Below are 22,653 nucleotides of genomic sequence, written 5' to 3'. Positions count from 1 at the left end.
GCCGACCGTTGGGCGTCACGCTCGGGCTGGGCCTAAGAAGCGTGACGCCCAACGGTCGTCACCCACCGAACGTCCGCCGTCCGTCTCCAGCTGAATGATTTCACCTGCAACTGTCATCGGGATCGTGTCTAATACGACTCCCCACCGCGACACCCCACGCTCATGTCCCTCCATTCCCATGGCCCCGCGCCGTGCGACGACGCTGACGGCCACCTCGTCACCGCTGGCCCGCTGACGCCGCCGCCGGACATCGCCGGCACCCCGCAGGACGACCGCGCGTTGCGCCATTCCCATGCCGAAGACGTGCAGGGTATGGTGCTGGCCACGCTGGTGGCCTCGCTTGGCCTGGCCATCTTCGCCAAGGGCGGGCTGATGATCGGCGGCATGGCCGGGCTGGCCTTCCTGATCCATTACGCCGCCGGTTGGAACTTCGGCTTGGTGTTCGTGCTGGTCAACCTGCCGTTCTACTGGGTGGGCGTGCGCCGGATGGGCTGGGAGTTCACCCTGAAGACCTTCGCGGCGGTCACCGCCTGCGGCGTCCTGACCGACCTGCTGCCGCGCTGGGCGGATTTTGCGCATATCGCGCCGCTGTATTCGGCACTGGTGGGCGGCGCGCTGGCCGGGCTGGGCATCCTGTTCTTCATCCGCCACCGCGCCAGCCTGGGCGGCATCGGCATCCTGGCGGTGTACCTGCAGCGCACGCGTGGCTGGAGCGCCGGCAAGGTGCAGATGAGCTTCGATGCGATGCTGATGCTGGTGGCGTTCAGCGTGCTGTCGCCGATCCAGGTGATGTATTCGGCCATCGGCGCGGTGGTGCTGAGCCTGGTGCTGATGTTCAACCACCGCCCGGGCCGGTACATGGGCGTCTGAGGCAACGACCGCGCGGGGAGCCTGACGGCCAGCGGCCGTCGCTACCGGGTGGGTCGCGGTTCCAGGCGAAAGGCCGCCGAGCATGGCTCGGCGCTACCGGCGGGTTGTGCTGCCGGGGTAGTGACGGCCGCTGGCCGTCAACGTTACCGGGACCAGGCCGGTTTCAGTCGCAGGATCCGCTGCTGCACCGGGCAGTCGTCGGCGTGGGCGCCTTTCAGGTAGCCCAGGCTCATCAGGAATTCGCCGGTGATCTCCCCGCCGGTAAACCGGAAGGTCTTCTTGAACAGTTTCACCCAGCCGGCTTTGTCCAGCGGGTGGTGCGCGTCCAGCCATTCCACGAAGCCGCCGTGGCTGGCGCGCAGGCCCTGGATGACCTGCGCGTTGTGGATGGCAGCCAGCACTTTCAGCTGGTTGCGGATGACGCCGGCGTCGCCCAGCAGGCGGTCGATGTCCGGCTGCGTGTACGCGGCCACGGCGTCCACGTTGAAGCCATCGTAGGCGCGGCGGAAGCCTTCGCGCTTCTTCAGGATGGTTTCCCAGCTCAGCCCGGCCTGGTTGATTTCCAATAACAGGCGCTCGAACAACTCGGCTTCTTCGCGTTGCGGGAAGCCGTATTCGTGGTCGTGGTAATGCCCGTGCACCGGGTGGCCCGGGGCGATGCTGCAGTATCCGCTCATGGGGTTTCCGTGGGTTCCCTGGACAGGTTGCCGATGCTGGACGGGGCGCCGTCGTCCAACGAGATTTCCGGCCAGCGCGGCGGTTTCAGGGTCAACCTTCCAGTGCGCACGGCGTCGTGGATACGTGCGGTTTCAGCGGCCGAATCACCGCGCGGGAAGCCGTACGATCCCACTGTCCACCAGCCGTGCGCACCCTGCGCATGCAGCTGGCAGTACGCCCCGGATCCTTCCATCAAGGCGCACAGCAGCACGTCCGCGTGTCCGTCCCCGTCGAAATCGCGGGCAGTGGCAACGCAGCGTGATTCGATGTCCAGGCAGCTTCCGGTCTCCACCTTGCGCGCCACCATCGCGTCCCACCAGCTGTCCGGGGGCGTGGCGGAGCCTTCGGCCAGCACCAGCCGCTTGCGCAGCGCGGCCAGGTCGCGGATGCCGTCGTCGATCACCTGCTCCCCGCCGCCCCAGTACGCGGTGCGCGCCAAGGCCTGGGTGGCCACGCTGGCCGCCCGCGCATCGGCAGTGAAACGCGGATCCTGCTGCAGGTCGCGCAGGGTCGCCACGCCGCGCCGGCCCAGGTCGAAGCGCAGCATCATCGCGTCCGCCGTGGTGATGCCATCAGGGTTGGCCAGCAGCCGTGCCTGCTGGCTGGCGACGGTGATCCGTACCGGGTCCAACAGCGGCGAACTGGCCAGCAGCGCCGCGCCCAGCACCCCCCAGCACATGATCCGGTTGGCCGGCTCCAACCGCTGCAGCCAGCGCCCGCGGCCGAACGGGGCCAAGGCATAGCCGAGCGCATAGCCGGTCACCAGCACCGCGATCAGCAACGCCCAGAAACGCTCCAGAGTCCAGCCGTACTGGCCGATGCGCAGCCACACCGCGTACAGCGCCAGGGCGGACAGCACCGGCAGCGCCAACAGGCTGGCTTCCACCAGCCGGCGCAGCCAGCGCGGGTAGGGCGGCTGGTCGTTGTCATGCTGGTACACCGCGTTGGTGAAGGTGACCAGCAGCAGCGCCAGCACCAGCAGCAGCGAGGCGGCCGAGCGGGTTTCCCACAGCGGCTGCAAACCGGTGAACGGCAGGCTCAGGGTGAAGATGACGGTGATGAAGGACAGCAGCGGCAGCAGCCCCCGGCACACCGCGAACAGCACCTGGCGGGTGATCTGGATGGCGCGTTGCTGGGTGCGCCCGATCAGGATGCCGAAGCCGGCCAGGGTGCCGGTGGCCAGCGCGATGAAGGCATCCTGGCGGAACAATTCGGTGAAGAAGGTGATCTTCAGCAGGCCGAACAGCGACGCCCACAACCACAGCAGCAACCAGGTCAGGCCGGTGAACAGCAGCGCCAGCGCCAGGGTCAGGCCGTTCTGCCAGGCGCGTTCGAACAGCGCATCGTAGCTGGCGCGCCAGTGGCCGTGCTGCAGGCGGTGCTGCCACCACGGCAGGCTGATGAAGGTAGCGATCGCCATCGCCAGCGAGAACGGCATGCGCAGCGGTTCCGAGCGCAGGCCGGCTTCTCCTTCCAGGTTCCAGCCGATCCAGCTGGCCAGCCCCAGCACCACCACCGACGCCAGCAGCGCGTGCAGCCACAGCCGGCGGTCACGCAGGTCCACCACGGTCAGCGCGATGGCGCTGGGCACGCTGAGCACCCACGCATACCAGCGGTAGCGCGAGCCGACGTCCTGCAGCGGCCAGCTGCCATCAAGCTGCTGTGCCAGGTAAAGCAGCAGGCCCTGCAGCAGGGCGATCAACACGATGGCACTTCGGGTGGACGGGGGCAGCGTCGTGCTGGTGGGCATCACAGGCTCCTTGCGCAATGCCCGCCATCCTACCGTCTCACGCGCCTGCACACGGCCCAGCGGTTAGAATGCAGCCATGTCCGAGATTTCGACTTCCCTTGCCCATCATCTGCTGGTCGCGCTGCCCTCCTTGGCCGACGAGCCCTTCGCCCGCAGCGTCGCGCTGATCTGCCAGCACGACCAGAACGGCTCCATGGGCGTGCTGGTGAACCAGCCGTCGGACTACACCATCGGTGAAGTGCTGGCGCAGATGGACATCACCACCGATGACGACGAACTGCGCCAGCAACCGGTGCTCAACGGCGGGCCGGTGCACCCCGAACGGGGCTTCGTCATCCATGATGACGCCCGTCCGTGGGAGTCCAGCCTGCTGGTCGGCGACGGCGTGTACCTGACCACCTCGCGCGACATCCTGGAAGCGATGGCGCGCGGCGAAGGCCCGGCCAATGCCCTGGTCACGCTGGGTTGCGCCGGCTGGGGCGAAGGCCAGCTGGAAGGCGAACTGGCCGACAACAGCTGGCTGACCGTGCCGGCCGACGCCGACCTGCTGTTCCGCACCCCGTTCGAGCAGCGCTGGCAGGGTGCGGCCGCGCGCATCGGCGTGGACCTGTTCCGGCTGACCGATTACAGCGGCCATGTCTGAGCCGGCGGCCATCCGCCGCGACGGCACCGTGCTCGGCTTCGACGTGGGCTCGCGCCGGATCGGCGTGGCCATCGGCAGTGCCTTCGCCGCGCATGGGCGCGCGGTGGCGGTGATCGACGTGCACGGCAGCGGCCCGGACTGGGGCGCGGTGGAACGCCTGATCAAGGAGTGGAGCCCGGACGGCCTGGTGGTGGGCGACCCGCTTACCCTGGACGGCCAGGACCAGCCCAACCGCAAGCGCGCGCAGGGCTTTGCCCGCCAGCTGCGGGAACGCTTCAAACTGCCGGTGGCGATGATCGACGAGCGCTCCAGTTCGGTCGAAGCAGCGCGCCGGTTCGCCGTCGAACGCGCCGAAGGGCGCAAGCGCCGCCGCGATGCCGCCGCCCTGGATGCTGTGGCCGCCGCGGTGATCATCGACCGCTGGCTGTCTTCACCGGACGACGCCACCCCCATTCCCTGACCTGCCGACCGCCTGCCCATGACCGCCTCGCAACTCGATTCATCCGGACGCCTGCGCCACCTGCTCACCCTGCAGGGCCTGCCACGCGAAACCCTGCTGCAGTTGCTGGACCGCGCCGGCCAGATCCGCGATGCGGCAGTGGGACGGGTCGGCAACAAGCGCGCGGTGCTGGCTGGTTCGGCCGTATGCACGCTGTTCTTCGAGCCGTCCACGCGCACCCGCAGCTCGTTCCAGCTGGCCGCGCAGCGGCTGGGCGCGGACGTTCTGAACTTCGATGCGTCCACCTCGTCCACCCGCAAGGGTGAAACCGCGACCGACACGCTGCGCAACCTGGAAGCGATGGGGGTGCGCGGCTTCGTGGTGCGCCATCCGGACGATGGCGCGGTGGCCGCGCTGGCCGCGGCGGCGGGCGAGGGCACCGCGTTGATCAACGCCGGCGACGGCCGCAGTTCGCACCCCACCCAGGGCCTGCTGGACATGCTGACCCTGCGCATGGCCAAGGGCAGTGATTTTTCGAAGATGAAGGTGGTGATCGTCGGCGACGTAAAGCATTCGCGCGTGGCCCGCACCGACCTGCACGCGCTGCGCACGCTGGGCGTGGGCGAGATCCGCGTGTGTGGCCCGCAGTCGCTGCTGCCCGACGATGACACGCTGAAGGGCTGCGTGGTCGGCCAGGACTTCGACGAAATGCTGGAAGGCGTCGATGCACTGATGATGCTGCGCCTGCAGCGCGAGCGCATGGAAGAAGGCCTGGTGCCATCGCTGGAGCAGTATCACCAGCAGTACGGCCTGCACGCCGCCCGCCTGGCCCGTGCCGGCAAGGATGCCGCCGTGCTGCACCCCGGCCCGATCAACCGCGGCGTGGAAGTCACCGACGAAGTGGCCGACGGCCCGCAGTCGTGGGTGCTGCGCCAGGTCGCCAACGGCGTCGCCGTACGCATGGCGGTGCTGGAAACGTTGCTCGGCTGAAGGTAGTGACGGCCGCTGGCCGTCAATCGCCCCCCCAAACGCACCACGCAAACGGATACTCCCCGATTGCACACGCCAGCCCGGCACGCACCGGGTTGGCGAGGATGATCAACGACGCTGTCATGAGTGCGCTTGATTGCAGCTTTTGCTGCCGGGGAGATACGAGCCGGGACGGCGTGAGTGTGGCCGTGCCCCAAAGAGGTTGGCATGACGAGCGAGTCGAAAACGTCGGCTAGACGCGAGATTCCAACTGGGCTACCAAGAGCTTCTAGCGCCCATTTCCTGACGAGCCAGCTCAACTTTTCCGCTGAGTTCAATCAATCCGTCCTTGAGTTGTTGGTGATTGTCCGTAGAAGAGTACTCAATAAAATTAAGATTCAACGAAGTTGAGTAGACATTCCTGACCTCAGCCACGTATTGGTCTTTCGGTATCGTGAAGAAATGCGTCAAGGTGTGGGCGTTACGGTACTTGTAGTCTTCGAGCAGGTATCTGATGTCCGGATCTTCTAACCCACATCCCACGAAAAGAAATGTGTGGGTGCTAAGTAAAGAATATAGGAGCTCATAGAATGTCCTGTGCTCATTTCTTGCTTTCGCATACTCGCTGCGGGTAAAAATCAACGCATTCGGCGAGCCTATGGTGCCGTGGCTCTTTATAAGTAACGGGGTGCGCCGCCGGATTGCCTGCGCAATATCCGGATCCTTGTAGGTCTTAACTGTGACGGTGTTATTGCCTCTGTCTGCCACCAATGTATCGTATATGGTGTCTATGTTAGGGGTGATCGTAATCCTTGTATCGAGTGACCATAGTGTTTCGTGAATGCCCGCGTGACGAAATCCGGGCGTCTGAAACTCTTCGATCATCAAGCTCGCAAATGCCTCTTCGCCAAGTTTTATTTTAATTACTTCGCAAGCTGTCAGTAGGTCGTTTCGCGCGATAAGTTCTCTTATCTGTTTCACTATCTTTAACTTGCCGGATCCAATCTTTTTAGCTCCGGCTTCCAAGAATCCCGGCCAGCTTTTCGGCCTCGACCTTCCATCTTGGCCAACAGAGTTCATTGAAACGCCGGCGCCCAAGAAAAGAACTGCTCTGCGTGCGGCGATATCGCCGACCAAGGGTTCAGGCCACTTCATGCCCAGTCAGCCTCTTCTAGGTTTTCATCAAGATGCTGGGCAATCTCAGATATCACCTGGTGAAATTCTTTAACTTTGTCGAAATGTGCGCCGACTATCCCGTCCGCTGATTTCAGCGCGAAGATGGGCTTTACTGCGGTCTGTGACATCGGGACTAGGCTCTGGAAGTACGGAATCTCGCCAAGTTTATAATTTAGTTCCGCGCCATCATTTAATGGAAGTATTAAGTTCTTTTCAATGGCTGGCGCAATTCGTTTAATAATTTTTTCAAAAGACTTTACAGGTTGCTTTTTTCCGCCAACCGTTTTGGCTGTGTATTGCTGTGTGACGTACCCGATGAATCTTATTTTATCGGTGGAGGTTGCTGCGCCGCCTTCCATCTGGAACGGGCCATCGTTTTCCTCTTCATAGACTTCGAGGCCTCGCTCCACGCCCTTTAGCCAGCCCTGAATTGCGATCTGTATGTTCTGTAGCCCTCGAAGGCTGAAAATATCTGATGACATAGGGAGGATGAAATAATCGCAAGCCAGCAGAACTGTGCGATTAATGGCGCCAAGCGAGGGTCCGATGTCGAAAAAAACGTAGTCATACTTTTGGCTTCTTGCCCACGACAGCATTGCCCTCAGAAAGTAGGTGGTATTTAAGCCTCGCTCTTGTCCATTGGTTGCATCAAGCCAGTCTTTAGAGAGGAAGTCTTCCGCAAGTGCGAATTTCGGATCGCCTGGGACAATGTCGACGCCGAAGCCTGCACTCTTGGTCACGGGTGGAGAGCCAAATCCTTTGGACTTTTTGAGTGATGTGATCAGCGAATTTATGGTACTTCCGTCGGTAGTCGATGCATAGAGCTTTTCAACTTTTGCCTCGGATAGCATGTACGCCGTTGCGTTGCATTGAGGATCGGCGTCAACAACGAGGACCTTCTTTTTCTCGACCAAAGCGAAATACGCTGCAAGATTGCATAGCAGGGTTGTCTTGCCGACACCGCCCTTATTGTTGAAAACGCAGAGGGTATGCATGTGAGTTGAGTTTCGAGGAAGTCATCCGATCATATCAGCGCTTCTGCGCCAGCAGCCAGGTCCACATCGCGGTGTCGGCATAGGTGGCGTCCCAGGCGTTGTGGTTGCCGTCCGGATATTCGGTATAGCGCGCATCGGCCGCACCGGCGGCCTTGAAGGCGGCATGCAGCTTGCGGTCATCGTCGGGCAGCACGACATCATCTTTCGCACCATGGAACATCCATACCGGCACGTTCTTCAGCCGCTGGGCCAGCGCGGCGTAGGGGTCTGCTTCGTTGGCGACAGCGGCGACGAACAGGGTCTGGCGTTCTTCGCGCGGGGCGATCACCGCGCCACATACCGGCACGATGGCAGCGAACCGGTCCGGCGCAGAAAGCGCGATGTTCCAGCTGCCATAGCCGCCCATCGACATGCCGGTGAGGTACTGCCGCGACGGATCCGCCGAGAACTCGGCCAGCGTGGCGTCCAGTGCCGCCAAGGCGACGCGGTTGTTCAGGCCGTCCCATTCCTGGCGGTTGGGCACCTGTGGCAGCACCACCAGCGCCGGGAAGGTGCTGGCGTGCTCGCGCAGGTAGGGGCCTATGCCCGCCTTGGTCTGCTTCATGCCATCGCGGCCACGCTCACCGGACCCATGCAGGAACAGCACCACCGGCAACGGCCCGGCTGCCCGCGCGGCGTCGGCGGGCACGAACACCTGATAGCGGGACACGTGGCCGTCCACGGTAACGCTGCGCGATTCGAACCGCCCAGCCGTGGGGTCCGGCGTGGTGGCACAACCGACCAGCAACATCAGCAGGGTGGCGGCAACGGTGAAGCGCAGCAGCAGGCGATGCATGACAGGTCCTGACAGGATGAAAACGCTTCCATCCCAGCCGCCCATGTCACCGACAGCATCGTGCACTGCATCAGTCCGGGCGCGGAAAGCTGGCAAGGATCTCCAGCTGCTGCTGGGCTTCTTCACTACCTTCAGCAGCAGCGGCCTGCACCTGGTCGATATCCGGATGTACCACGATCAGCAGCGGGTTCTCGCAGACCGGGCAGTCGTACTCGGTCACGTCCTCGGCCAGTTCCATCACCATCGCGCGCGAGCTGCCTTTCCACTCGCAGGCTGCGCAGGTGTGCTGCTGGTCGCGCCAGCCGGGCTGGAAATAGTTGTTTACGGTGGTCGCCATCGTCGGTACCGGTCAGTGCAGCAGGATGAGGGTGGCCAGACCAAGGAAGCTGAAGAAGCCCATGACATCGGTCACCGCCGTCACCACCACGGTGCCGGCCACGGCCGGGTCCACGTTCATGCGCTTGAGCATCAGTGGCAACAGCACACCGGCCAGGGCGGCGGCGCAGAAGTTGATCATCAAGGCCAGGGTGATGACGATCGACAGCAGCCAGCTGTGGAACCAGACGAAGGCGATCAGGCCGACCAGCAGACCGATCAGGGTGCCGTTGATCATGGCCACCCGCAGTTCTTTCCACAGCAGGATCCTGGCATTGCTGGGACCCACCTGGCCGAGCGCGATACCGCGCACCATCAGGGTCAGCACCTGCACGGCGGCATTGCCACCGACGCCGGCGACGATCGGCATCAGCACCGCCAGCGCGACCACTTTCTGCAGGGTCAGTTCGAACTGGCCGATCACGCTGGCGGCCAGGAAGGCGGTGCACAGATTGATGCCCAGCCAGACCACGCGACCGCGCACGGCGCGCTTGATCGGCGAGAACAGATCTTCTTCCTCATCCAGGCCGGCCGCGCCCAGCGCCTGATGTTCGGCCTGCGAACGGATGATATCCACCACGTCATCGATGGTGATGCGGCCGAGCAGGATGTTGTTGTCATCCACCACCGGCGCGGACACCCAGTCATGATCGGAGAACTGCCGCGCCACCTCATCGGCGCTTTCGCCGACATCGATCGCCGGCTGCTCGTCATCGATCAATCGGTTGATCGGCGTGGTGTCCTCGTGGGTCACCAGTGCCGCAAGCGACAGCCGTCCGAGATATTGATGCCGGCGGCTGACCACGAACAGGTGGTCGGTGTGGTCGGGCAGTTCGCCGCGCAGGCGCAGGTAGCGCAGCACCACGTCGACATTGACGTCGGCGCGCACGGTCACCACGTCCGGGTTCATCAGGCGGCCGGCGCTGTCCTCGGGATAGGACAACACCTGTTCCAGCCGCTCGCGGTTTTCGCGGTCCATCGACTTGAGGACTTCGTCGATGACGGTGTCGGGCAGGTCTTCGACCAGGTCCGCAAGGTCATCGATGTCCAGGTCTTCGACCGCGGCGATGATCTCGTCCGGGTCCATGTCCGCCAGCAGGCTTTCGCGCACCTCGTCGCCGACGTGGACCAGCACCTCGCCGTCGTCTTCCGGGTCCACCAGGCCCCAGACCACCTCGCGCTTGCCGGGCGGAAGCGACTCCAGCAGGTTGCCGATTTCGGCCGGGGCCAGCGTGTTGACCAGGCGACGCACCGGGCCCAGTCGACCACTGTCCAGCGCATCGGAAAGCAGGCGCAGCTGGCGCGCGGTCTTGTCGTGGCGTACGGCCTCGGCCATCGGAACTCCCGCAGGAAAGAAAAGGCTGCGATCCTGGAGAGGATGCGGCATCAGGGGTGGTCAGCGCGTCATTATCGCCTGCGTGTGTGTCAGTGCGGTAGCGCCGCGGCGCCGGTAGTGACGGCCGCTGGCCGTCATTGCGCATCTGGGGACCAGCGGTCGTAGATAGTGCTTTGACGGCCAGCGGCCGTCACTACCGTTTTGACGGCCAGCGGCCGTCACTACCGTTTTGACGGCCAGCGGCCGTCACTACCGGTCAGTTGTCGTTGATCCAGCGTTCGATGCTGCGGCGGTCGCGGGCGGCGAGCAGTTTCGGGGCGCGGGCGCGTAGTTCGCCGAGATCGCTGTCGCGGATCGCGCGGCGCACTTCGAGCAGCGTGCCGGGATGCAGGCTGAACTCGGTCAGGCCGAGTGCCAGCAGCAGCGGGGTCAGGCGCGCGTCACCAGCGATTTCACCGCATACCGCCACGGGTATCCGGTGGCGCTGGCCGGTTTCGATCACCAGCTTCAGCAGCCGCAGCACGGCCGGATGCAGGGGCGAATACAGCTCGCCGAGCGCCTCGTTGTTGCGGTCGGCTGCCAGCAGGTACTGCACCAGGTCGTTGGTGCCGATGGACAGGAAGTCGACCAGGTCGATGAAGCTTTCCAGCGCGAACGCGGCGGCCGGTACTTCGATCATCGCGCCCAGCGGCACGCGTTCATTGACGGCGTGGCCTTCGGCGCGCAGCTGGGCGGTCAGCCGGGTCATGCGTCGGCGTACGGCCAGCAGTTCTTCGCGCGTGCTGACCATCGGGATCAGGATGCGGACCTTGCCGTAGGCACTGGCCCGCAGGATCGCGCGCAGCTGCGTATCGGCCACCAGCGGGCGCGCCAGCGACAGCCGTACCCCACGCAGGCCCAGTGCCGGGTTGTCTTCGTTGCTCAGGGTCAGGCCGGTGCGGTCGGCCTTGTCCGCGCCCAGGTCCAGCGTGCGGATGGTCACCAGCCGGCCGGCCATGCCCAGCGCGGCATCGCGGTAGGTCTGGAACTGCTCTTCTTCGTCCGGCAGCTCGTTGCGCTGCAGGAACAGGAATTCGGTGCGATACAGGCCCAGTCCCTGCGCGCCGAACGCATGCGCCTGGGTGACGTCGTCCAGTGATTCGGCGTTGGCCAGCAAGGCGATGTCGACCTGGTCGCGGGTGCGGCTGGGCTTGCTGCGCAGGCGACCCAGCTCGCGCTGTTCGCGCGCATGCTCCTTCAGCCGCACGCGGTAGTCGCGCAGGTTTTCGGCCTGCGGGTTGACGGTGATGCTGCCATCGCTGGCATCCACGATCAGCACGTCGCCATCGCTGACTTTCTGCAGCAGCCCGGGCACGTTGACGATCAGCGGAAGGTGCAGGCTGCGGGCCAGGATCGCGCTGTGCGACAGCGCGCTGCCGGCGGTGGTGACGATGGCCACCACGCCCTGGGACTGCAGCTGGGCCATTTCCGACGGGGCGATGTTGTCGCAGACCAGGATTTCGCCGGCCAGGCCTTTCACCGCCGGCGGCAGCACCGGCTGCAGGAACGCGTGGATGCGCCCGATGACATGGTCCAGGTCGTCCATGCGGCTCTTCAGGTAGGCATCGTCCATGCCGTCGAAGACCTTGGCCAGGCGGTCGCGTTGCAGGCGCAGCGCATAGCCGGCGCTGTACGGGCCGCTGCGGATCAGCTCGTCCAGCCCGAACAGTAGTTCCGGATCGTCCAGCAGCAGCGCGTGCAGGTCGAGGAACTCGCCGGCTTCCTGGTTCAGCGCACCTTGCAGGCGCTGGCGCAGGTCGTGCATTTCCTTGCGCGCGGCATCCAGCGCGACGTGCAGGCGCTTGAGCTCCTTGTCCACGTGCTGCGGCGCCACGCGCTGTTCGGCCACTTCCAGCGCGTGCGCCAGGCGCACCCGTGCGCGGCCCAGCGCCGTACCGCGTGACGCGCCGTGGCCGGACAGCAGCTGCACCGGCCGCAGGCCGGTGGGTGCCAGTCCAGCACGGGCGCGCGGCATGCTCAGCTGTCCTCGTCGAAGCGGCGCTCGAACAGCGAGACCACGGCATCCATCGCCGCCTGTTCGTCTTCGCCGTTGATGCGGATGGTGACCGGGGTGCCCTGGCCGGCGGCCAGCAGCATCACGCCCATGATGCTCTTGGCGTTGATCTCACGGCCCTTGGCGGCCATGGTCACGTTGCAGCGGAAGGGTGCAAGCTCCTGCACCAGCTTCGCCGTGGCGCGGGCATGCAGGCCCAGGCGGTTGGTAACGGTGAGTTCTTTCTCAAGCATCGTCGACTATCGCTCCATTGCGCGCGCCCGCCGCCGCAGTGGCGGGCAGTTGATCCAGTCCCTGTTCCGGATAATTCATCACACGCAACAACATCGGCAGGCTCAGTGCGGCAACCCGACGCGCCGGCGTTCCCAGCCTGGCCAGTTGAGCGGCCAGGTTGCTGGGGCTGGCACCGTACAGGTCGGTCAGGATCAGCACCCCGTCGCCCCCGTCCACCCGCCGCAGGGCGGCCGAAGCGAGCGGGAGCAAGGTGTCCAGATCCGCATCGAACGGTACGTCGAACGCTTCAGTCTTCAGCGGCAGATGCCGCAGCAGCCGGGTCGCCACCTCAAGTAGGGCCGATCCGACGCCAGGATGTGTTACGAGGAGAATGCCACAGGTCATGCTTGAACGTTAACAGGTCGGCATGACGCTGCGATAGCGGGCGCAGAGCCCTTCAGTGTTCCGTATTCATCTGCAGAACCAAAAAGGGGACGGAGGGGATTAAGTCGCATCCGGCACGCCAGGGGTCGGATGCGACTTAATCCCCTCCGTCCCCTTTTTTCAGTCGAGTTCGCGGTGGTAGGTGGCCACGTCCTGCCAGCCCTGTTCGCGGGCATGCCGGGCGAGCCGCTCGGCCAGGAAGACCGAACGGTGCTTGCCGCCGGTGCAACCGAAGGCCACGGTGACGTAGCTGCGGGTGTCGTTGCCCAGCTTCGGCAGCCAGGTGTCCAGGAAATCGGTCAGCTGGCCGACGTAGCGCTGCACCTCCGGCTGCGCCTCCAGGTAATCCCGCACGCCACCTTCGCGGCCGCTCAGCGGGCGCAGTTCCGGATCCCAGTGCGGGTTGGGCAGCACGCGGGCGTCGAACACGAAGTCGGCCTCCGCCGGTACGCCGCGCTTGTAGGCGAACGATTCGAACAGCAGCGACAACGGGGTGGTGTGCCCGAGCGTGTATTCGGTGACGATGCGGCGGCGCAGCTGGTGCACGTTCAACGCACTGGTATCGATGATCGCATCGGCGGCACGGCGCAACGGCGCGGTCAGCTCGCGCTCGCGGGCAATCGCTTCGGGCAGCGACAGGCCGAGCTGGCTCAGCGGGTGGCGTCGGCGGGTGTCGGCGTAGCGCTTCAGCACCGTTTCGTCGCTGGCTTCGAAGAACAGCAGCTGCGCGCGCACGCCGGCTTCGTCGGCCAGTTGCCGCCATTGTTCGAGCTGGCCCAGGTCGCTCTGGCCGCGCACGTCGATGCCAACCGCCAGCCGCCGCGGGGCACTGCCGGGGGCGCCCAGCACGCCGCGTACGAACGCCGGCAGCAGGTCGATCGGCAGGTTGTCCGAGCAGTAGTAGTCCTGGTCCTCGAAGGTCTTCAGGGCCACGGACTTTCCGGAGCCGGACAGGCCGCTGATGATGATCAGGGTCGGGGCGGACGGGGCAGGGCGGTTCATGGCGGACTCTTTGTTGGGGGCTGGTGGTTGACGGCCAGCGGCCGTCACTACCGGGCTTACGGGGTGCGGCGTTCGAGCAGGTTGCTGTGGCGGGCGATGAACATGGCGGCCGGATCGATTCCCTTGGTGCGCAGGATATGCAGGCGGGTGGCCGCTTCGGTAAGCACCGACAGGTTGCGGCCGGGCATCACCGGCAGGGTGATCAGCGGCACGTCCAGGTCCAGTACGTGGCGGGTGCCGGAGTCGCCGGTCAGGCGTTCGTATCCATAGGCGCTGGGCTCGGTCATCGGCTTGGTCAGGTGGACGATCAGCCGAAGGTACTTGTTCTTCTTTACCGCTGTGTCACCGAACATCTCGCGCACGTTCAGCACGCCCAGGCCACGCACTTCCAGCAGGTCCTGCAGCAGCTCCGGGCAGGTGCCGTCGAGCACGTCCGGCGCGATCTGGGTGAATTCCGGCGCATCGTCGGCGACCAGGCGATGGCCACGGCTGAGCAGTTCCAGCGCCAGTTCGCTCTTGCCCGAACCGGCTTCGCCGGTGATCAGCACGCCGATCGAGTAGATCTCCATGAACACGCCATGCAGGATGACCCGCGGCGCCAGCGTGCGCGCCAGGTGGTAGGAAAGGTGATTGAGCAGTTCGTGGCCGCGCTTGGGCGACAGCCACAGCGGCGTGTGCGATTCATCGGCGGCCGCGCGCAGGTCTTCCGGGCAGGGCTGGTTGCGGGTGATGACCAGCGCCAGCGGGTGCGACTGCATGATCTTCTCGATGGTTTCCCATCGGTGGCGGGAATCCAGCGAATCCAGCCAGGTCAGTTCCTCGGTGCCGAGGATCTGCACTTTGTTGGGGTAGATGGCGTTGAGGTAGCCGGCCAGCGAGGGACGCCGCGATACGGTATTGCCGGCTTCAAGCTCGCGCCGTTCGCCTTTCTGCCCGGCCACCCAGCGCAGGGCGAGGCGGTCGCGTTGTTGATCGAACAGTTCGCGTGCGGTGATGCTGGTATTCATGCGGCACTCGCCGGTGGCGGGAGGTCGATGATGGCGCGCAGCGCGGCGGCATCGGGTGCATCACGCAGCGCCTGGCGGATGTCCGGCTCGGAGAACAGTTCGGCCAGTTCGGACAGCAGCATCAGGTGCTGGTGGGTGTAATGGGACGGCACGGCAATGGCGAACACCAGGTCGACCGGCTCATCACCGCCGAAGTCCACCGGTTGCAGCAGTTTCAGCAGGGCGCCGCGTGGGCGTTCCAACGCCGGCGCGCGACCGTGGGGAATGGCGATGCCGTGACCGATGGCGGTGCTGCCAAGCGCTTCACGCTCGCACAGGTTGCGGTGGATCTGTTCGGTGTTGGCCTGGCGGCAGGCCAGCAGTTCGGCCGCTGCCAGCAGCACACTGTCGCGGTCGGCAGCCGCGCAGACCTGGGTCTGCACGGCGGCCATCAGATCGGTCAGGGGCATATCAGGGGGAAAGTGAAGTCATCAGACTTCATTGTCGCTCAATGGCAGGGGGACGTGCTGCTGTTTCTTCTGCTGCTTCTTTTCTTTCTCCGACGTCAGCAGGCGGTCCACCTTGTCGGCGAGGATGTCGATCGCCGCGTACATGGTCTGGCCACTGGCCTCGGCGTGCAGGGTCTGGCCGGGGATGTTCACGGTGGCATCGACGTGGTGCTCGTTCTTCTGCAGCTTCAACGTGACCCGAGTTTCGCAGTGTTCGCCGACGAAGTGCTTGCCGGCCCTGGCGAGTTTGTCTGCGACGTACCTTTCCAGGGCGGGGGTTACTTCGACGTCTTTGCCAAACGTTTCAATGCGCATCGGGTTTCTCCTTTTGGATTTGCCAATGAACCTCTCCGCCGGGCGCGGTGTGCGTCAGGCGATCCGGACTCTTTCGTGCGAGGCGGAAATGTTCATGGCTTCACGATACTTCGCCACGGTCCGGCGCGCTACCGGAATACCGGATGTCTTGAGCAGGTCAGCCAGCTTGGCGTCAGAAAGCGGCTTGCGCGGGTTTTCGTCGTCGATCAAGCGCCGGATCATCGACTGGATGGCCGTGCTGGAGGCTTCGCCGCCGCCTTCGGTATCGATGCCGGAGGCGAAGAACGCGCGAAGCGCGATGGTGCCGCGCGGGGTGCGTACGTGCTTGCGGGAGATGGCGCGCGAGACGGTGGACTCGTGCAGGCCCAGTTCGCCGGCGATCTCGCGCAGGGTCAACGGACGCAGCGCCTGCGCGCCGAATTCCAGGAACCCCGCCTGCTGCTGCAGCAGGCACTGGACCACCCGCAGCAGCGTTTCGCCGCGTGCTTCCAGGCCCTTGAGCAGCCAGCGCGCTTCCTGCAGCTGGGTCTTCAGGTAGCCGGCATCGGCTTCGCCGCAGCGGCGGATCATGCTTTCGTAGCCGCGGTGGATGATCACCTTGGGGCCGGCATGGCCGGCCAGCGCGGCCCGCCATATGCCGGCCTGGCGCCAGATCACCACGTCCGGCACCACATAGGTGTCCTGGCTGACCGGGGCGATCTGGGTGCCGGGGCGGGGATCCAGCGAGCGCAGCAAGGCCACTGCCGCTTCCACGTCGGCGACCGGCTGCTTCAGTTCCTGGGCGATGCCGGCCACGCCACTGCGTGGCAGCCGCTCCAGCGGGCCGTCGGTGATCTGCCGCGCCAGCGCCAGCGCCGGGGTGTCGGCCGGCAGCACGTCCAGCTGCAGGCGCAGGCATTCGCCCAGATCGCGTGCGCCCACGCCGACCGGGTCGAAGCGCTGGATCTGGTGCAGCACGGTCAGGATTTCATCGTCGCCGGCGTGGAGGGCCGGCAGCAGTGTTTCGGCAATGCCGGAGAAGGTCTCGCGCAGGTAGCCGTCGTCTTCGATCGCATCGATCAACGCCGCGCCGATGTTGCGATCGCGCGCCGACAGCGGCGACAGATGCAGCTGCCACAGCAGGTGGTCCGCCAGGGTCTCGGTCTCGGCGACACGCTCGGCAGCATTGCCCAGGTCGTCATCGTCGAAGGAGCCGCCGCTGCCAGCACCGCCGCTCCAGTCCAGTTCGGCCGGTGCCCAGTCATCGTCGCCGGGGCCGGTGCGCTCATCGCTGTCGCGCACCTGCTGGTCGGGCGAGGGCTGTTCGCTGGGCTGGTCGCTGCCGGGCACCGGTTCGGCGTTCTCCGCCCAGTCCAGCAGTGGATTGGTTTCCACCGCCTCGGCTATTTCCACGTCCAGTTCGGTGGTGGACATCTGCAACAGCCGGATGGCCTGGCGCAGCTGTGGCGTCATGACCAGGTGCTGCCCCAGCGATGTCTGCAACCGCGTCTTCATGCCACCGCCCAACGTAAAAGGAAGGGTCCGGCGGCCGCCTTCACAGCTTGAAGGAATCTCCCAGGTAGACACGGCGGACATCTGCGTTTTCCAGCAGGTCCGCAGGCGCGCCCTGGGCCAGCACCGTACCTTCAGCGAGGATATACGCCCGGTCGCAGATTCCCAAGGTTTCGCGCACGTTGTGGTCGGTGATCAGCACGCCGATGCCACGCTGCTTGAGGTGGGTGACGATGCGCTGGATCTCGCCGACCGAGATCGGGTCGACGCCGGCGAACGGTTCGTCGAGCAGGATCAGGCGCGGCCGGGCGGCCAGGGCACGGGCGATCTCGCAGCGGCGACGTTCGCCACCGGACAGGCTGGCGCCCTGCTGTTCGGCGACATGGCCCAGCTGCAGTTCGTCCAGCAGGCCGGCCAGTTCGCGCTCGCGGCCGGCGCGGTCCAGGTCATCGCGCAGTTCCAGCACCAGCCGGATGTTGTCGGCCACGGTGAGCTTGCGGAACACCGACGGTTCCTGCGGCAGGTAGCCCACGCCCTGCTTGGCGCGGGTGTACATGGGGTCGCTGGTGATGTCCTTGCCGTCCAGCACGATGCTGCCGGCATCGGCGGCCACCAGGCCGACGATCATGTAGAAACAGGTGGTCTTGCCGGCACCGTTCGGGCCCAGCAGGCCGACCACTTCACCGGCCTCCAGGGTCAGGCCGAAGTCCTTGACCACCTCGCGCTGCTTGTAACTCTTGCGCAGGCCCTTGGCGACGAGCATTATTTGCCGCTCCCGGCGGCCGGCGCCTTGTTCTTGGGCTGGATGACGGTGCGCACGCGGCTGCCGTCGCCACCACTGTTCATTTCACCGCTGCGGGTGTTGTAGACCATGCGCTGGCCGGCGTTGGTACCGCGCGCGCTGGTGACCTTGTAATTGCCGGTCAGGGTGATGATTTCGCTGGTGATGTCGTAGTCGATGCGGTCGGCGGTGGCATCCATCCAGGTGCCATCGTCCATCTGCTGGCGCATGGTGGCCTGCTTGCCGGTGAAGATCGCCCGCACCGCTTCGCCGCCCTTGATCTGGATCTCGGCATTGGCCGCGCGCAGGTCAAGCGAGCCCTGGGTGATCACCACGCCGCCGGACATCAGCGTCTTGCCGTCGCCGGTGAGGGTGCCGGTCTGCGCACCGGCATCGATGTTCATCGGTTCGTTGCGGTCGGTGGATTTCGCGCTGGCCAGCAGCGGGAACATCAGGCTGAGCGCACAAAGGGCTGCAAGGTGGATTTTCATCGTGTCCGTTTCTGCCGGAGGGTGGCCTGGTCACGCCAGGCGGAAAAAGGGAGCATGCCGCAGGGTCATCGCCGGGGCAGGTAGCGGCCCTTGGACTGGCTGAGGAAATGATACGTGTTGTTCTTGGAATCCAGCTCGAACCCGACGCCGCTCTGTTCCATGCCCGGGCGGGTCATGGTCACCAGCGCATCGGTACGGGCGCGGTTTTCCTTGGGGAAAACGTTGAGGTGGGTGGTGCGGAACGTGGTCGGCGGCGTGTTGCCCACGGTCGGGCTGTCACCGGCGACGTTGCCGCGCAGGCGCATTTCATCGCCCTTGGCGCTGACCCAGCCGGTTTCCGAACGCATCGTCCAGTGGTTGCCATCCTGGCCGGGCATTTCGAATACCGGGGCGGCGATGGTGAGGGTCTGGTCGGCACGCAGGCGCTCCAGCCGCGGCGCGCGCAGCGTGGTCGATTCCTTGCCTTCATCGTCCAGCATGACGATCTGGAAGTCGTGCAGCACGTAGTCCACGCTGCCATCGTCGACGATGGCCTGCGGCCCCTTGTCGCGGTTGCGCAGCAGCGACCAGCCGCTGAGGATGGCCACGACCAGCAGGGTCGCGCCGATGGCGGTGCGCCAGTTCATGCGCCGAACCCTGCAAGCACGGCGTCCACGCGGCCCTGCGCGGCCAGCAGCACGTCGCACAGCTCGCGTGCGGCGCCGCGGCCCCCTTCGGCGCGGGTCTGCCAGTGCACGCGTTCGGCGATCCACGGATGTGCGTTGGCCGGGGCTACGGCCAGTCCCACATGGCACAGCGGGGCCAGGTCGGGCAGGTCATCGCCCATGAAGGCCACCTGGTCCAGGGTGATGCCGTGCTGCACGCACAGCGCCTGCACGCTGGCCAGCTTGTCCCCGACCGCGATCTGGGTGTCGATGCCCAGGTCGGCGCCGCGCTTCAACGCCGACTGGCTGTTGCGCGCGGTGATGAGCACGGGGTGGATGCCGTGCTTCTGCAGCAGTTTCAGTCCCAGGCCGTCCTGCACGAAATATGCCTTGCTCTCGTTGCCTTCACGGTCGTAGTAAAGCTGACCGTCGGTGAGCGTGCCGTCCACGTCGAAACACGCCAGGCGGATGCGCGCGGCCGCGGCATGCAGGTGGGCAGGGAAGGCAGGCAGGGGGGACCAGGGCATCGGTTCGCAGGTATCCGGTTTGTCGTACGGTAAGGAATGAATGGGGGCAGGGAGTGTTCGGTTAAACCACCCGGGCCCGCAACAGGTCATGAATGTTCAGTGCGCCGACCGCGCGTCCGGCCTCATCCACCACCACCAGGCCATTGATTTTATGGGTTTCCATCAGTCGCGCCGCTTCCACGGCGAGCTGGTCGGCGCCGATGGTACGCGGGCTGCGGGTCATCACCTCGGCGATCTTCGCGCTGCGCACGTCCAGTTCGCTGTCCAGCGCCCGGCGCAGGTCGCCATCGGTGAACAGGCCGATCAGCACCCCATCCGCATCGACCACGGCGGTCATGCCGAGGCGCTTGCGGCTCATCTCCACCAGGGCCTCGCTGAGGCTGGCGCCGGCATCCACGCGCGGCAGGTCATCGCCGCTGTGCATGACATCGGTGATGTGCAGCAGCAGGCGGCGGCCGAGGCTGCCGGCCGGGTGCGACCGGGCGAAGTCGTCGGCGGTGAAGCCGCGCGCATCCAGCAGGGCCACCGCCAGCGCATCGCCCATCGCCAGCGAGGCCGTGGTGCTGGAGGTCGGTGCCAGCGCCAGCGGGCAGGCTTCGGCGGGCACGCTGACATCCAGGTGGACATCGGCGGCGCGGGCCAGGCTGGACTGCGGCTTGCCGGTCATGGAAATCAGCAGGTTGCCCTGGCGCTTGAGCACCGGCAGCAGCATCAGCAGCTCGTCGGACTCACCGGAGTAGGACAGCGCCAGCACCACGTCGGCTTCGGTGATCATGCCCAGGTCGCCGTGGCCGGCCTCGCCCGGGTGCACGTAGAACGCCGGGGTGCCGGTGGAGGCCAGGGTCGCGGCGATCTTGCGCGCGATGTGCCCGGACTTGCCCATGCCGGTGGCCACCACCCGCCCGCGGCTGGACAGAATGTGCTGGCAGGCCTGCTGGAACGCTTCGCCCAGCCCGGCGGCGACCGCGTCCAGGGCTTCGCGTTCGATCTGGAACACGCGCTTGCCGCTGGCCACCAGCGCGGCCGGGTCGGCGGAAAGGCGGGCCGGCAGGCCGGCAGCAGGGAAGGGCAGGGTGGGATCAGCCATGCGAGCGCCACGCAGCAGAGTAGAATGTGCGGACATTTTATTAGGAAAGCCTGTTGGACGCCGACACCATCCGCAATCTGATCGAAACCGGCCTGCCGGGCGCCCGCGCCGACGTGCAGGGCGACGATGGCGTGCACTTCGAAGCGACCGTGGTCTGCGAGGCCTTCGCCGGCAAGATGCCGCTGGCCCGCCACCGCATGGTGTATGCCACCCTCGGCGATCTGATGGGCGGCGCGATCCATGCGCTGGCGCTGAAGACCGTGACCCCGGCCGAAGCCGGCTGAACCTGGAAAAGACCCTGATACATGGCCAAGATCGTTGTGACCGGCGGCAATGCGCTGCACGGTGAAGTAAGCATCTCCGGCGCCAAGAACGCCGTCCTGCCCATCCTGTGCGCGACCCTGCTGGCCGATGCGCCGGTGGAAATCACCAACGTGCCGCACCTGCACGACGTGGTGACCACGGTGAAGCTGCTGGGCGAACTGGGCGCCAAGGTGACCATCGACCAGGGCACGCTGTCGCGCGGCAGCGCGATCGTGGTCGATCCACGCCCGGTCAACCAGCACGTGGCGCCCTACGAACTGGTGCGCACCATGCGTGCCTCGATCCTGGTGCTGGGTCCGCTGCTGGCCCGCTTCGGCGAAGCCGAAGTGTCGCTGCCGGGCGGCTGCGCGATCGGTTCGCGCCCGGTGGACCAGCACATCAAGGGCCTGCAGGCGCTGGGTGCCGAGATCGTCGTGGAGAACGGCTTCATCAAGGCCAGCGCCGAGCGCTTGAAGGGCGGTCACTTCACCTTCGACATGGTCAGCGTGACCGGCACCGAGAACGTGCTGATGGCTGCGGTACTGGCCGAAGGCACCACCGTGCTGGACAACTGCGCGATGGAACCGGAAGTCACCGACCTGGCGCATTGCCTGATCGCGCTGGGCGCGAAGATCGAAGGCCTGGGTACTGCCCGGCTGGTGATCGAAGGCGTGCCGCGGCTCGGCGGCGGCCGTCATGAAGTGCTGCCGGACCGCATCGAAACCGGCACCTTCCTGGTGGCCGCGGCGATGACCGGTGGCAGCATCACGGTCAACCGCGCGCGCCCGGACACGATGGAAGCGGTGCTGTCCAAGCTGATCGAAGCCGGTGCGACCATCAGCACCACCGCAGACACCATCACCCTGGACATGCAGGGCAAGCGGCCGAAGGCCGTGAACCTGACCACCGCGCCGTACCCGGCGTTCCCGACCGACATGCAGGCGCAGTTCATGGCGCTCAACTGCGTAGCCGATGGCGTGGGCGTGATCAACGAAACGATCTTCGAGAACCGTTTCATGCACGTCAACGAACTGCTGCGCGTGGGCGCGGACATCCAGGTGGAAGGCCACACGGCCATCGTGCGCGGCGCCGAACGCCTGAGCGGCGCGCCGGTGATGGCGACCGACCTGCGTGCGTCGGCCTCGCTGATCCTGGCTGGCCTGATGGCCGATGGCGATACCACCATCGACCGCATCTACCACCTCGACCGCGGCTACGAGAACATCGAAGAGAAGCTGTCCGCGCTCGGTGCCACCATCAGGCGCGTGCAATGATCCTGCGCGGCAAGTTCACCCGCCGCCGCAAGGCGCTGCTGGCGCTGGTGCTGCTGATGCTGGCTTACCTGGGCTACGCCTGGTTCGCCGACATCGCCATCACCAAGGGCGTGGAGCAGAAGGACATGGACTGGAACGGCGATGGCACGGTCACCCGTGACGAGATCATCCAGGCCTTCCACGCGGTGGGCGCGACCGATACCAAGGACGGCAACCGCGAATGCCGCACCTTCGCGTGGCGCAGCACCGGCGAGCAGATCCGCGTGGACTGCCGCACGGTGTTCCAGGCCGAATAAGGCTTTTGGTGGGTGACGGCCGCTGGCCGTCAACACACGCCCGGTAGTGACGGGCGCAGGGCGTGAACACAAGCCAAAACGGCCCCCGGGCCGCCCCACCCCAACCTACAGGAAAAACCAAGAATGTGAAGT

27 protein-coding genes are annotated in these 22,653 nt (G+C 65.7%); 7 read left to right on the top strand and 20 right to left on the bottom strand.

The window, feature by feature from the left end:
* Positions 1-162 precede the first annotated feature (162 nt).
* Entirely contained in the window at positions 163-870 is a 708-nt protein-coding gene (locus ABE522_RS16085) for a YitT family protein (protein WP_346592558.1), read from the top strand.
* 143 nt (positions 871-1,013) lie between these two features.
* Here the strand turns inward: ABE522_RS16085 and ABE522_RS16080 are convergent, their stop codons facing one another.
* Positions 1,014-1,547: a DNA-3-methyladenine glycosylase I gene (locus tag ABE522_RS16080; protein WP_346592557.1), complete on the bottom strand. Its 534-nt coding sequence runs from the start codon at positions 1,545-1,547 to the stop codon at positions 1,014-1,016.
* Positions 1,544-3,337, bottom strand: a complete 1,794-nt coding sequence (locus ABE522_RS16075; protein ID WP_346592556.1) for a DUF4153 domain-containing protein — start codon at positions 3,335-3,337, stop codon at positions 1,544-1,546. The genes ABE522_RS16080 and ABE522_RS16075 overlap by 4 nt, the downstream gene beginning before the upstream one ends.
* A gap of 76 nt (positions 3,338-3,413) precedes the next feature.
* Between ABE522_RS16075 and ABE522_RS16070 the strand changes: the two genes are divergently transcribed.
* Genes ABE522_RS16070 through ABE522_RS16060 form a run of 3 tightly spaced genes read left to right on the top strand, consistent with a single transcriptional unit; the run spans position 3,414 to position 5,409 of the window.
* Complete coding sequence (locus ABE522_RS16070; RefSeq protein WP_346592555.1) at positions 3,414-3,980, top strand: YqgE/AlgH family protein; 567 nt, start codon at positions 3,414-3,416, stop codon at positions 3,978-3,980.
* The gene (gene ruvX / locus ABE522_RS16065) at positions 3,973-4,440 is read left to right on the top strand and encodes a Holliday junction resolvase RuvX (RefSeq protein ID WP_042614628.1); all 468 of its coding nucleotides are present in this window, start codon (positions 3,973-3,975) and stop codon (positions 4,438-4,440) included. Before ABE522_RS16070 ends, ruvX begins: the two co-directional genes overlap by 8 nt.
* Positions 4,441-4,458: 18 nt before the next feature.
* Positions 4,459-5,409: an aspartate carbamoyltransferase catalytic subunit gene (locus ABE522_RS16060; protein WP_101100831.1), complete on the top strand. Its 951-nt coding sequence runs from the start codon at positions 4,459-4,461 to the stop codon at positions 5,407-5,409.
* A 255-nt stretch (positions 5,410-5,664) separates the two neighbouring features.
* Here the strand turns inward: ABE522_RS16060 and ABE522_RS16055 are convergent, their stop codons facing one another.
* The 18 genes from ABE522_RS16055 to ABE522_RS15970 form a co-directional block, all read right to left on the bottom strand.
* Positions 5,665-6,543, bottom strand: a complete 879-nt coding sequence (locus tag ABE522_RS16055; RefSeq protein ID WP_346592554.1) for an SIR2 family protein — start codon at positions 6,541-6,543, stop codon at positions 5,665-5,667.
* Positions 6,540-7,559 (bottom strand): ParA family protein, encoded by a 1,020-nt coding sequence (locus ABE522_RS16050; RefSeq protein ID WP_346592553.1) that lies wholly within the window; start codon positions 7,557-7,559, stop codon positions 6,540-6,542. The genes ABE522_RS16055 and ABE522_RS16050 overlap by 4 nt, the downstream gene beginning before the upstream one ends.
* Positions 7,560-7,593: 34 nt before the next feature.
* Positions 7,594-8,394 carry a carboxylesterase family protein gene (locus ABE522_RS16045; RefSeq protein ID WP_346592552.1) on the bottom strand — a complete coding sequence of 267 codons (801 nt, stop codon included), beginning with the start codon at positions 8,392-8,394 and terminating at the stop codon, positions 7,594-7,596.
* Between the two features lie 70 nt (positions 8,395-8,464).
* Positions 8,465-8,731 carry a hypothetical protein gene (locus tag ABE522_RS16040; protein WP_346592551.1) on the bottom strand — a complete coding sequence of 89 codons (267 nt, stop codon included), beginning with the start codon at positions 8,729-8,731 and terminating at the stop codon, positions 8,465-8,467.
* A 12-nt stretch (positions 8,732-8,743) separates the two neighbouring features.
* Positions 8,744-10,105, bottom strand: coding sequence for a magnesium transporter (gene mgtE, locus ABE522_RS16035; RefSeq protein WP_042614633.1), 1,362 nt, complete (start codon positions 10,103-10,105; stop codon positions 8,744-8,746).
* Between the two features lie 256 nt (positions 10,106-10,361).
* A complete protein-coding gene (gene ptsP, locus ABE522_RS16030; protein ID WP_346592550.1) occupies positions 10,362-12,119 on the bottom strand; it encodes a phosphoenolpyruvate--protein phosphotransferase in 1,758 nt (585 codons plus the stop codon).
* A gap of 2 nt (positions 12,120-12,121) precedes the next feature.
* Positions 12,122-12,391, bottom strand: a complete 270-nt coding sequence (locus ABE522_RS16025; protein WP_042614635.1) for an HPr family phosphocarrier protein — start codon at positions 12,389-12,391, stop codon at positions 12,122-12,124.
* Positions 12,384-12,776: a PTS sugar transporter subunit IIA gene (locus ABE522_RS16020; protein ID WP_101100826.1), complete on the bottom strand. Its 393-nt coding sequence runs from the start codon at positions 12,774-12,776 to the stop codon at positions 12,384-12,386. Before ABE522_RS16020 ends, ABE522_RS16025 begins: the two co-directional genes overlap by 8 nt.
* 159 nt (positions 12,777-12,935) lie before the next feature.
* On the bottom strand, positions 12,936-13,817 hold the full coding sequence (gene rapZ, locus ABE522_RS16015) for an RNase adapter RapZ (RefSeq protein WP_346592549.1): 882 nt from the start codon (positions 13,815-13,817) through the stop codon (positions 12,936-12,938).
* A gap of 56 nt (positions 13,818-13,873) precedes the next feature.
* Positions 13,874-14,824 carry an HPr(Ser) kinase/phosphatase gene (gene hprK, locus ABE522_RS16010; protein WP_346592548.1) on the bottom strand — a complete coding sequence of 317 codons (951 nt, stop codon included), beginning with the start codon at positions 14,822-14,824 and terminating at the stop codon, positions 13,874-13,876.
* Positions 14,821-15,273 (bottom strand): PTS sugar transporter subunit IIA, encoded by a 453-nt coding sequence (locus ABE522_RS16005; protein WP_346592547.1) that lies wholly within the window; start codon positions 15,271-15,273, stop codon positions 14,821-14,823. The genes hprK and ABE522_RS16005 overlap by 4 nt, the downstream gene beginning before the upstream one ends.
* 21 nt (positions 15,274-15,294) lie before the next feature.
* Positions 15,295-15,627 carry a ribosome hibernation-promoting factor, HPF/YfiA family gene (hpf, locus tag ABE522_RS16000; protein ID WP_346592546.1) on the bottom strand — a complete coding sequence of 111 codons (333 nt, stop codon included), beginning with the start codon at positions 15,625-15,627 and terminating at the stop codon, positions 15,295-15,297.
* Between the two features lie 54 nt (positions 15,628-15,681).
* The gene (locus ABE522_RS15995) at positions 15,682-17,079 is read right to left on the bottom strand and encodes an RNA polymerase factor sigma-54 (RefSeq protein ID WP_406846380.1); all 1,398 of its coding nucleotides are present in this window, start codon (positions 17,077-17,079) and stop codon (positions 15,682-15,684) included.
* Positions 17,080-17,161: 82 nt separating this feature from the next.
* Complete coding sequence (gene lptB, locus ABE522_RS15990; RefSeq protein WP_346592544.1) at positions 17,162-17,881, bottom strand: LPS export ABC transporter ATP-binding protein; 720 nt, start codon at positions 17,879-17,881, stop codon at positions 17,162-17,164.
* Positions 17,881-18,390 carry a lipopolysaccharide transport periplasmic protein LptA gene (gene lptA, locus ABE522_RS15985; RefSeq protein WP_346592543.1) on the bottom strand — a complete coding sequence of 170 codons (510 nt, stop codon included), beginning with the start codon at positions 18,388-18,390 and terminating at the stop codon, positions 17,881-17,883. Before lptA ends, lptB begins: the two co-directional genes overlap by 1 nt.
* A 65-nt stretch (positions 18,391-18,455) precedes the next feature.
* On the bottom strand, positions 18,456-19,016 hold the full coding sequence (gene lptC / locus ABE522_RS15980; RefSeq protein ID WP_346592542.1) for an LPS export ABC transporter periplasmic protein LptC: 561 nt from the start codon (positions 19,014-19,016) through the stop codon (positions 18,456-18,458).
* Positions 19,013-19,561: a KdsC family phosphatase gene (locus ABE522_RS15975; RefSeq protein ID WP_346592541.1), complete on the bottom strand. Its 549-nt coding sequence runs from the start codon at positions 19,559-19,561 to the stop codon at positions 19,013-19,015. The genes lptC and ABE522_RS15975 overlap by 4 nt, the downstream gene beginning before the upstream one ends.
* A gap of 61 nt (positions 19,562-19,622) precedes the next feature.
* Complete coding sequence (locus tag ABE522_RS15970; protein ID WP_346592540.1) at positions 19,623-20,648, bottom strand: KpsF/GutQ family sugar-phosphate isomerase; 1,026 nt, start codon at positions 20,646-20,648, stop codon at positions 19,623-19,625.
* 53 nt (positions 20,649-20,701) lie between these two features.
* On the opposite strand from ABE522_RS15970, the gene ABE522_RS15965 reads away from it, so the two are divergent.
* The 3 genes from ABE522_RS15965 to ABE522_RS15955 are packed head-to-tail and all read left to right on the top strand — an operon-like array spanning position 20,702 to position 22,521.
* Positions 20,702-20,932, top strand: coding sequence for a BolA family protein (locus ABE522_RS15965; protein WP_005408396.1), 231 nt, complete (start codon positions 20,702-20,704; stop codon positions 20,930-20,932).
* Between the two features lie 21 nt (positions 20,933-20,953).
* The gene (gene murA, locus ABE522_RS15960) at positions 20,954-22,225 is read left to right on the top strand and encodes a UDP-N-acetylglucosamine 1-carboxyvinyltransferase (protein ID WP_346592539.1); all 1,272 of its coding nucleotides are present in this window, start codon (positions 20,954-20,956) and stop codon (positions 22,223-22,225) included.
* Positions 22,222-22,521, top strand: a complete 300-nt coding sequence (locus ABE522_RS15955) for an EF-hand domain-containing protein (protein WP_346592538.1) — start codon at positions 22,222-22,224, stop codon at positions 22,519-22,521. The genes murA and ABE522_RS15955 overlap by 4 nt, the downstream gene beginning before the upstream one ends.
* The last annotated feature ends 132 nt before the right edge of the window (positions 22,522-22,653 follow it).

The sequence above is a fragment of the Stenotrophomonas lacuserhaii genome, assembly GCF_039674585.1.
GTDB lineage: Bacteria > Pseudomonadota > Gammaproteobacteria > Xanthomonadales > Xanthomonadaceae > Stenotrophomonas > Stenotrophomonas pennii_A.
This window is presented reverse-complemented; position numbering and strand designations above follow the sequence as displayed.